Raw genomic sequence first — 9,902 nt, 5'->3', positions numbered from 1 at the left:
GCCCCTCCAGAACTCCCAGAAATCAATATCGATTGGATATCTTCCTGGGAGTTCCGACCATCGGCATTCACCCCAAATCACCAGTGTTCATGCGGGTTGGCGAGGTATTGCAGGTCAGACGCTGTAATTGAGCCCGGCGTTCCAAGTCCATGGTTTGCCGGCGATGCTCAAATCACCTTCAAGCCCAGCGTCGAAATGCGTGGTTTTGTTATTGTTGTTTGAGACACGGGGCACTTCAATGGTTCGGCGATAGAAGAATAGGTCTTGTCCATTTCCCGCGCCCGCCACCCCATTGCCATAGGGGTTGAAATAGCTGTCTTTGTCAATGTAAACCTTGTAATCGGGTTGGCTGCCACTGTTGAGGGGATAGCCCGCGATTTGTCGGGCAGATGAGCGGTCAGCGAACATGGCCGTGGAACTGAAGTGCAGGGTTGGCGTCAACTCCAGCGTACCCTTTGTGAATATTGATTTCAACTCTGTGCCGGATTGAAACATCATCTGAGAAGTCGAGTTGAATTTGTCCTCGGCTGCACCAGCATAGGTGTGGTAATTCGCGGGGTTGCGCGCATCGACCCCAGTGCCATCACCCCATGCGCCGCCGGTGTGGTTCAACACGTAGTTGAACCCTTTGGTGTCTGCGGCTCCAGATGAGTTGACCGGGCGGATGCGCCCCCATGGACCTGTTCCGAACCCATCGCCGACGTGGTCAGGTCCAAACGTGGTGCTGGTGATGTTTCGATCTTTGGACCAAACCGGTTCGGTCTTGTTGTAGCTGAAGGCGAACATTATTGATGCCTTTTCGCTGCCACCTCCATAGCTGAAGTTGAAATCCTGGGTGCGGTTATCTCCTTTTTGGTTCTGACCTATATAAGTACTAGCGAAACCCCCATCCATGTTCTTTTTCAGAATGATGTTGAGCACGCCTGCAATGGCATCGGAGCCGTAAATGGCGGACGCACCATCCTTCAATATTTCAATGCGATCAACCATCGAGGACGGAATGGTGGACATGTCGGTATAGCCGCCCACCGTTTGAGTCCAGCGCCGGCTATTGACCAGAACCAATACCCGTTCGGAGCCAAGATTTCTCAAATTGGCGTATTGACCGCCCTGCTCGCGATCTGATGTCAGTACAGAGCCTTTGCTGAAATCAGGCGATCCAGCCGCCGTCATGGAATTGATGAGGTCTCCCACCGTCACCAAGCCGCTTTTTTGGATGTCAGCCTGCGTCATCTTCACAATGGGTTGCGAAGTTTCTTTGTCAATCTGACGAATTCGTGAGCCAGTGATTTCGATACGTTCAATAATTTGAGGCGGAGTCGACTGCGCAAGGGCGTAGGGGGTAGCTGCGCAGCAAATTGTTGTCGCACTAAAAGCGATTTGTAGGCTTTTGGCCAGAGTTTGCTTTTTGAACATTTTGATTCCTCTTTTGGAGTTTGTGTTGTGGTGATGGACTTATTAATTAAATGGTTGACTACTGTTTGATGAATGGCTAATGGATTTTTATGACTGAGGGCCGCCTTCAATATTTTTGAGTTTGAGTGGTTTCATCCATTCTTTGGTCATGGTGGGCGTGGCATCCTCGTTCCAGGAGTGCCCACCTTTATTCTTGGTGTCGAAGCATGAAGGCTATACCCCTATGTCACTGCCCGTGTTGCCGCTGCAGCACAAGGGAAATTAAGTGTTCACTGTTGATTGATATGCGGTTATTAGAAAGACTTTGTGGGCTTCGAGTTGTTGATGCGTCTAGGTAATTTGTTATTTGATTAAATTTTGCAATGTTGAGGTGAATCTAAATGACTTGATATATGCGGTGTTGATAATTAGTTATTTGAGCGTAGTTTGATTTGTTTGGTGTGGAAGGTTGGCGAAGGATTTTGATGAGGCACGTCTCAACGGCACCTTGCTTCGGTTTGAATGAGTGCCAATCAAATGATTTGTTATCAAATAGGTTCGGTCGCAGAAATTCGAATGGAGTGCAACGGTTCCGCTCGCTGCTCCAAGACCCCCAAACGCCCTTGCCATGCCCTCAATCGCCCAGTCCGGCGATGCAGCCGTCGCCTCTCCTCCGCGATCCGGCGCGGCTTGTTGCATTCCGGTGACAAATGTTTCCGAATTGCAAAGGCGTGCAAATAAATCGTTAAAGTCGCGACGCCTAGCGTGATTGCGCCAAGCCGCTTCCTCACAACGGGGGTGGGTTGGCGCGATTGCTTTTTTTGGTCCACCAATCCCCGAGGACATCTAACTTATGTTGTTGAAGAACTGCAAGTTCAGCGCGGTCAGCACCGCAGTTTTCGCCGTCGTGGCTTTGTCCGCGCATGCTCAGCAGGCGCCGCAGCCACAAGATGCGCAGCAGTTGGAGCGTGTCGAGATCACCGGTTCGAGCATCAAACGTATTGCTGCCGAGGGCGCTTTGCCGGTCCAGATCTTTTCGGAAGAGCAGATCAAGCGCACGGGCGCAACCAGCGTGGCCGAATTGATTCAGAAGCTGCCTGCCATGCAGGGGTTCTCGATTTCAGACACGGCCATCGGCTCCAATTCGGGTGGTTTTGCGTCGGCTTCGATCCACAACATTGGTGAGTCTTACACCCTGGTGCTCTTGAATGGCCGCCGTGTGGCGCCGACCGGTTCGGGCAACGGCGTGAATTTGAGCGCCATCCCGATGAGCGCGATTGCGCGCGTCGAGGTGCTGACTGACGGCGCATCGGCGCTGTATGGCGCAGACGCCATTGCCGGTGTGGTCAACTTTGTGCTGAAGCGCAATGTCCAGGGCGGTACCGTGGAAGCGCGCATGAATGTACCGCTGGAAGGGGGCGGCCGGTCGTCCAATGCCAGCATCACTTACGGCATGGGCGATCTGGACAAGGACCGCTTCAACTTTGTCGCCACCTATCGCCACGACGACCAGCAACAGCTGAAGTCGGGTGACCGCAGCTTTGCCAAAACTGCTTACCTGCCAGTGACCCTGGACGGTAAGAGTTATGTTTACGATCGCACCAGCACTTCTGCGGTTCCGGCCAATGCGCAGGTGACCTTCAACAAGGCTTCCAAGCTGCCGGTCTACTCGTTCAACCCTTATCAAAAGTCGAACGGCAGTTGCGCGGCCAACAATTTCTACAGTCTGAACAACAGCTCGTCGGCGACCTCGGTCAGTCAGATGTGCGCGTTCGACTTTGTCAGCACGATCGACATCTTCCCTGAATCCAAGACGGACTCCCTGTTCGCCACGGGGCAGTTCAAGGTCAACAACGCCTTGACGCTGTTCTCTGACGCCGCTTACTCACGCTTGAACCTGATCGCTCGCATTGCGCCCAACCCGGTGCCGGTGACGATCCCGACCAGCTCCAGCCTGTTCACCCAGTATGTGGCGCCGAATTTGTCGGCCACCCAGCTGGCCAATGTGAGCACTGTTCAGGCGCTGTATCGCGCCCAGGACTTCGGCACGCGTGATTCGCGCAGCATCACTGACTCCAAGCATTTTGTCGTTGGCGCTGATGCTGAAGTGGGCACCTGGAACATCAACGGTGCCTTGACTTGGTCCGAAAACGCCATCAACGAGCAATACGTGGGCGGCTATTTCAAGACGGCCGAATTCACCAACATGGTGAAGAACGTCAGCTTTGATCCCTTCGCAGTGGCGGGCAATCAAAGCGCGGCCACACAGCAGTTGATTGCAAACTCCATCTTCCATGGCACGGTTCGCAATGAAACCACCACCCTGACGGGCGCTGATGTGCGCGCTTCGGGCGAGATCTTCAACCTGCCTGGCGGCGCGGCCAGCCTGGGTGTTGGTGGCGATGTCCACAACACCCACTTCAAGCGCACGCCGTCTGAAGCTGCCGTGAATGGCGACATCTACAACTACGCGGCCACCACACCGTACGACATGAAGCGTGACAACGCTGGCGCCTTTGTCGAATTGCTGATGCCCCTGAGCAAAGCGTTTGAGCTGACCGCCGCAGGCCGTTATGACACCTTCAGCGCCATCAAGGATAGCTTGAACAACAAGACCGTGGGCGATCGTCAGAGCGCTGCGACCTACAAGTTGTCGGCCCGCTATCAGTTGTCTAACGCAGTGCTGCTGCGCGGCTCCTACGGCACGGGCTTCAAGGCGCCCAGCATGCTGGACATTGCGCAACCGCTGGTGGCCAACGGCGTGACTGCTTCGGCCTACGACTGCCCGTTCCCGGGGACCGATGCGTGCAAGGCCGGCAAGACGCAGTACTCGCAGATGTCGGGGGGCAATGACCAGCTGAAGCCTGAGAAGTCCAAGCAGGGCACCCTGGGTGTGCGCTTCGAGCCGACCAGCTCCTTCGGCATTGGCGCCGACTACTGGACCGTGAAGATCACCGACGCAGTCAGTGCGGTGTCGGCCAACCAAGCGTTTGCCGACCCGGCCAAGTACGCTTCCTTGTTCACCACGTACAAGCAGCCCGCCGAATTGCAGCCGTACTACGCGTACATCAATGCATCGACCAATATCGGTCAGTCGAACACCAGCGGTATCGACTGGGACGTGGTGACACGCTTCCAGATGGACTTTGGCCGCGTCACGGCCGGTTGGTCGGGCACTTACCTGATCGATGCGTCGTACACCCGTCCGGGCACGTCCAACGACTTCACCGACAGCATGGGCCATTACGGTGAGGACGCCACGGTGGCCTTCCGCAATATCTCGCGTGCCAGCCTGACCGTGGAAACGGGCGCCTTTACCAACAACCTGGTGTTGAACATGCGTTCGGGCTACCGCGACCGTACCCAGACCGTGCGGGACATGGCCAGCGGTTTGAACACCAAGATCACCTTGAATGTGCCGAGCTACTACACCCTGGACTATCAGGGCTCGTACAAGTACACCAAGGCCTTGGAGTTCCGTCTGGGCATGAAGAACGTGCTGAACATGGCGCCTCCGCTGTCGTTGCGTGACTCATCGGGGCACCAGGTGGGTTACGACCCACGTTATGCCAGCCCGATGATGCGCACGCTGTACGCCAGCGGCTCTTTCACGTTCTGATCGGGGTTGCGAGTCGAACCCAATCTGGGTTCTATTCGTCAAAAGGGGGGGGCTTCGGCTCCCCTTTTTTTCTTTGGCGCAGCGAGTCTGTGCTTGGCGCGGCCGCCGCAAGGGCGGTGCGCTGCCTAAAATGCCCTTTCATCCTGGGAGAATTTTTTGATGTCAGTGGTCGATCCTTCGCTGCAAATGCCCAACCCGCAGTCGGTGCCAGAGCGCTGTGAGGTGCTAATTGTCGGTGCAGGGCCGGCGGGCAATGCGTGCGCGCGCGTGCTGGCGCAGGCGGGGTGGCATGTATTGCTGGTCGATCAACTGCCGCAAGGGCGCGACAAAATCTGTGGCGATGGCTTGATCCCCGATGCCCATGCGGCGCTGGCTCGATTGGGGCTGCTGGATCAAGTCATGAGCCTGGCGCAACATATGAGCCATGTCGGCTGCGTCGGGCCGCGCGGTGGGCGCATTGACGTGCCGGGGCAATTGGCTGTTTTGCCGCGGCGCGATCTGGATCGGCTGATGTGCCAAGCTGCGCAAGATGCGGGGGCTCAATTCGTGGCGCCGGCACGATTCGAAAAGCCGCTGGAAGATGCGCAGGGTCGTGTCAACGGGGCTTTGCTGAAGGTGGGTGATGCGTTGGTGGAAGTGCAGGCCGAATGGGTGGTTCTGGCCACCGGCGCGGTGCCCAAGGCACTCGGCGCGGCAGGCATGTGCGAGCGGCACACCCCGAGTGGCGTCGCGCTGCGCGGTTATGTGCATGCACCCTCCATGGTGGGGCGCATCAAGGCGCTGGAGATCGTCTGGGGCAAGGCGGTTCGCCCTGGCTATGGGTGGATTTTTCCGGCGCCCAATGATTGCTTCAATATCGGAGTGGGTGTCACCGACAGCCACAGCGCGGTGGGCGGCAAGGGCAGCAAGAAGGCCTTGAATCTGCGGTCCATTTTTGACGCGTTTGTGGAGAGCTATGAGCCCGCTGCGGCCTTGATGCGAGAGGGGCAGTTGGTGTCCGAGCTCAAAGGCGCGCCGCTGCGTTGCACCTTGACCGGCGCGCGCTGGAGCCGCCCGGGTTTGATGGTTACCGGTGAGGCGGCCGGCAGCACCTACTCCTTCACTGGCGAGGGCATTGGCAAGGCGATGGAGACGGGCATGCGGGTGGCCGATGCGCTGTTGGCGGGGCGCCGCCAGGGCTGGGCCGAGGGCCAGGTGCGTGAGGCCTATGAGCAAAGCCTGCGGGCATTGAAGCCAAAATTCGATCTCTACCAGCGTGCCAATCGCGTCAATGCCTTTCCGTGGTTGGCGGATGTGTTGATCTGGCGTGCGCAGCGCAGCCCGCGCCTGCTGCAGCGCATGAGCGGGGTGCTCAACGAGACCAGCAACCCGGGCCATCTGGTCAGCCTCAAGGGCTTTTCCCGCCTGTTTTTGGAATAGATAGCGCCGCCGCCATGTGCCAATTGATGGGCCTCAACGCCAACACACCAACCGACGTTATGTTCAGCTTCACCGGGTTGGCCAACCGGGCGCAGGAGCACAAAGACGGCTTTGGTATTGCCTTTTTTGAAGGCCGGGGCCTGCGGCATTTTGTCGACCATCACAGCGCACGCGTGTCGCCGCTGGCCAAGCTGGTGCAGGAATATCCGATCAAGAGCGACAACGTCATTGCGCACATCCGCAAAGCCACGCAAGGTGAGGTCACGCTTGAAAACACGCACCCCTTTCAGCGCGAGCTGTGGGGGCGGTACTGGGTGTTTGCCCACAATGGCAATCTCAAGGACTTCAATCCGCGTCTGCATGCGGCCTTCAAGCCGGTGGGCCAAACCGACAGTGAGCGCGCCTTTTGCTGGTTGATGCAGGAATTGTCCAAAGCCCATTGTGACGTACCCAGCATCGAAGAGCTCAGCCACACCCTTCGCGAGTTGCTGCCGCAGCTCAATGCCTACGGCACTTTCAACATGCTGCTGTCGAATGGCCAGGCCCTGTGGGCGCATGGCTCGACCCATCTCCACTACCTGTTGCGGCGCCATCCCTTCGGGCGGGTGCAGTTGCAGGACGAAGATTTGAGCGTTGATTTTTCGGACCACACCACCGCGCGGGACCAGGTTGCGGTGATCGCCACCGAGCCCTTGACGCGTGACGAGCCGTGGGTGGCTTTTCAAGCTGGTGAGCTGAAGGTTTTTGTGGATGGCCAACTGCTGGCCTGAGTGTTGCTGTGTATGTTGCGGTGCGGCAAATTGGTGCGCCGAACCCTTTCACTCTGATTGATTCACCGGTTTGTGTTTTGAGGGACTGCGCAGCGCCCCGCCTTTGTGCACAATGAGCCTTCGCCCAATTTTTGCGAGTGTTCATGGCTGACCTGCCGACCCCCCGTTTTGACGAGTTCCATCGCTATGAGCCGCTGACCGAGTTGCTCTTCGCTTACGCGCAAGCGCGGCCCAATCTGGTGTCAGTGCGCTCCATCGGAAAGAGCTACGAGGGGCGGGATATCTGGGTGTTGGTGCTGACCAATACCGTGACAGGCGCAGATGTCGACAAGCCGGCCTTTTGGCTGGACGGCAATATCCATGCGGCCGAGTTGATGGCCAGCACGGCTTGCCTGTACTACCTGAACCATTTGATCTCCGGCTATGGCATCAACCCCGAAGTCACGCAGTTGCTGGACACCCGCGTGGTGTACATGGTGCCGCGACTGAACCCCGACGGTGCGGAAATGGCGCTGGCGGATCGGCCGCGCCACATCCGCTCGTCCACACGCCCTTATCCCTTTGACGAAGCGCCGGTGGACGGCTTGACGATTGAAGACGTGGATGGCGATGGCCGCATCCTGACCTTGCGCATTCCCGATCCGCATGGCAGCTACAAAAAACACCCCGAAGAGCCACGTTTGATGGTGGCGCGCGAGCCCGGTGAATTCGGCGGTGAGTACTATCGCCTGATGCCCGAAGGCTTTATCAAGAACCACGATGGGCTGACCGTCACTGTCAACAAAGACCGCGAAGGCCTGGACCTGAACCGCAACTTCCCGAGCGACTGGCGGCAGGAGTACAAGCAACTGGGCGCAGGCCCCTACCCGACCAGCGAGCCCGAGGTGCGGGCCATGGTGGACTTCATCACCAGCCACCCGAACATCGGTGCCGCCATCAGCTATCACACCCACAGCGGCGTGATCTTGCGCCCCATGGGTACGCAGAGTGACGACGACATGACGCCGGAGGACTTGTGGACCTACAAGCGCTTCTCCGCCTTGGGTGAGCGGCACAGCGGCTATCCGGCCCTCAGCATCTGGCATGATTTCAAATACCACCCGAAAGAGGTGACCAGCGGCACGCAGGATTGGGTGTACGAGCACCTCGGCGCGCTGTTCTGGGTCGTCGAACTGTGGTCGCCCAATAAAGAGGCGGGCATCGAGGGCTACAAGTGGATCGACTGGTTCCGCGACCATCCCGTTGAAGACGACCTCAAGCTGCTCAAATGGAGCGACGAGCAGTGCGGCGGCCAAGCCCATGTGGACTGGCGCCCGTTCTTGCATCCGCAACTCGGTGCCGTTGAGATTGGCGGTTGGGACAAGATGAATTTCTGGCGCAATCCGCCACCGGCGCTGCGCGAGCGCGAGGCGGCGCGCTTTCCGGCGTGGATGAACCAGATCACCTTGTCCTTGCCCAAGTTGGAGTTGCTGCGCACCGAGGTTCGGGCGCTGGGGCCTGACACCTGGCGCATTCGCTTGGCCGTGGCCAACAGTGGCTATTTGCCGGCCTATGTGACCAAGCGTGCGCTGGAGCGCAAGGTGGTGCGGGGCGTGATGTTCGAGATCCACCTGCCCTCGGGCGATCCCACCATCACCCTCGTTAGCGGCAAGGAGCGCATGGAGGGCCCGCAACTCGAAGGCCACGCGCCCAAGTCCAGCCAGCAGGCGTTTTTGCCTCAGCGTGAGGTGACTGCCGACCGTGCGGTGGGCGAGTGGGTGGTGCGGGCGCCTAAAGGCACGCGGCTGGCCCTGAGCGCCACGGCGGATCGCGCCGGCACCGTCCGCACGGAAGTGTCGCTGGACTGAGCTTTAGGGCGTCGGCAAGCGCTCAGTCGGCCTTCTTGTCTTGCTCGGCGGCTGCGGCCGCTGCAGCGCGCCACAGGCGGGCGGGGACAAAGGTGCGCAGCTGCGCCATGCCTTTTTCAATCAGCGTGGGGTGCAGCTCATGACCGATGTCGGGCAAGATGTCGGCCGTCACGTCGGCGCCCAGGGACACCAGGGTGCGCGCCATCGTGACCACGGGTTGATACGGCACGAGGGCGTCTGCCATGCCGTGCAGCAGGTGGATGGAAACCTCGTGCGGCGCATGGTCGGGTCGCTTTGCGTGGCCGCCTGAAAACGCCAGCACCCGGCCCACCAAACCCTCTTGTGCCTGCGCGGCCTCCAGCGCCATCGTGGCGCCCTGCGAGAAGCCGGCCAGCGCCACGCGCTCACCGCTGAGCTCGAAGTGCAGGCCCCAGGATTGAATGCGTTGAATCAACTCCGGCAGGGCTTGGTCAAGCCGCTCGGTCAGCGAGTCGGCCGTCAGCCCGTCAACATCGAACCAGGCCTGCCCGCCACCGGGCGCTGGCACCGGCCCGTTGAGCGACACCAGCGCCGCCTGCGGGTACTGGGCCCGCAGGGCTTCGCGCAAGGGGTCCATGCTGGCGGCGTCGGCGCCCACACCATGCAGCAAGATGAAGCACAAATCGACCGCCCCGCTGGCGGGCAGGTGGACGATTGCGGGCGGAGTGGCGGTGGCGTCGGCGTTCATGGTCGGGGGCAGTCAAGCTGCAGGCATCGTCGAGATGCCGGGATTGTCGCTTGAGCGCCAGCCGGTGGGAATGTGCTCGGCTATGCTGCGCGCTTGCGTGGCCCGCCCAGGTGGGGGCCTTGGGC

Annotated in this window: 6 protein-coding genes; 4 read left to right on the top strand and 2 right to left on the bottom strand. The window is 59.3% G+C overall.

Going from position 1 to position 9,902, the window contains the following annotated elements:
- Positions 1 to 114: 114 nt before the first annotated feature.
- On the bottom strand, positions 115 to 1,416 hold the full coding sequence (locus PRZ01_RS17810) for a TonB-dependent receptor plug domain-containing protein (RefSeq protein WP_273598189.1): 1,302 nt from the start codon (positions 1,414 to 1,416) through the stop codon (positions 115 to 117).
- 832 nt (positions 1,417 to 2,248) lie between these two features.
- Here PRZ01_RS17810 and PRZ01_RS17805 point away from each other — a divergent pair.
- From PRZ01_RS17805 to PRZ01_RS17790, 4 genes are all read left to right on the top strand, one after another.
- Entirely contained in the window at positions 2,249 to 5,014 is a 2,766-nt protein-coding gene (locus tag PRZ01_RS17805; RefSeq protein WP_273598188.1) for a TonB-dependent receptor domain-containing protein, read from the top strand.
- A 159-nt stretch (positions 5,015 to 5,173) separates the two neighbouring features.
- The gene (locus PRZ01_RS17800; protein ID WP_273598187.1) at positions 5,174 to 6,433 is read left to right on the top strand and encodes an NAD(P)/FAD-dependent oxidoreductase; all 1,260 of its coding nucleotides are present in this window, start codon (positions 5,174 to 5,176) and stop codon (positions 6,431 to 6,433) included.
- Positions 6,434 to 6,447: 14 nt separating this feature from the next.
- A complete protein-coding gene (locus PRZ01_RS17795) occupies positions 6,448 to 7,203 on the top strand; it encodes a class II glutamine amidotransferase (RefSeq protein WP_273598186.1) in 756 nt (251 codons plus the stop codon).
- 143 nt (positions 7,204 to 7,346) lie between these two features.
- On the top strand, positions 7,347 to 9,050 hold the full coding sequence (locus PRZ01_RS17790; protein WP_273598185.1) for a M14 family zinc carboxypeptidase: 1,704 nt from the start codon (positions 7,347 to 7,349) through the stop codon (positions 9,048 to 9,050).
- A gap of 22 nt (positions 9,051 to 9,072) precedes the next feature.
- On the opposite strand, the gene ypfH is transcribed toward PRZ01_RS17790, so the two are convergent.
- Positions 9,073 to 9,777 (bottom strand): esterase, encoded by a 705-nt coding sequence (gene ypfH / locus PRZ01_RS17785; protein ID WP_273598184.1) that lies wholly within the window; start codon positions 9,775 to 9,777, stop codon positions 9,073 to 9,075.
- Positions 9,778 to 9,902 lie beyond the last annotated feature (125 nt).

Origin of the sequence: Roseateles koreensis (assembly GCF_028595305.1) — a bacterium.
Lineage (GTDB): Bacteria > Pseudomonadota > Gammaproteobacteria > Burkholderiales > Burkholderiaceae_C > Paucibacter_A > Paucibacter_A koreensis.
The sequence above is the reverse complement of the archived record's forward strand: the minus strand, read 5'-3'. Positions and strand labels throughout refer to the sequence as shown.

Bases quoted from the DNA above. Each gene is read 5' to 3' on its own strand.
- PRZ01_RS17810 (WP_273598189.1), bottom strand. From the start codon at position 1,416: ATGTTCAAAAAGCAAACTCTGGCCAAAAGCCTACAAATCGCTTTTAGT.
- PRZ01_RS17805 (WP_273598188.1), top strand. From the start codon at position 2,249: ATGTTGTTGAAGAACTGCAAGTTCAGCGCGGTCAGCACCGCAGTTTTC.
- ypfH (WP_273598184.1), bottom strand. From the start codon at position 9,777: ATGAACGCCGACGCCACCGCCACTCCGCCCGCAATCGTCCACCTGCCC.
- PRZ01_RS17795 (WP_273598186.1), top strand. From the start codon at position 6,448: ATGTGCCAATTGATGGGCCTCAACGCCAACACACCAACCGACGTTATG.
- PRZ01_RS17790 (WP_273598185.1), top strand. From the start codon at position 7,347: ATGGCTGACCTGCCGACCCCCCGTTTTGACGAGTTCCATCGCTATGAG.
- PRZ01_RS17800 (WP_273598187.1), top strand. From the start codon at position 5,174: ATGTCAGTGGTCGATCCTTCGCTGCAAATGCCCAACCCGCAGTCGGTG.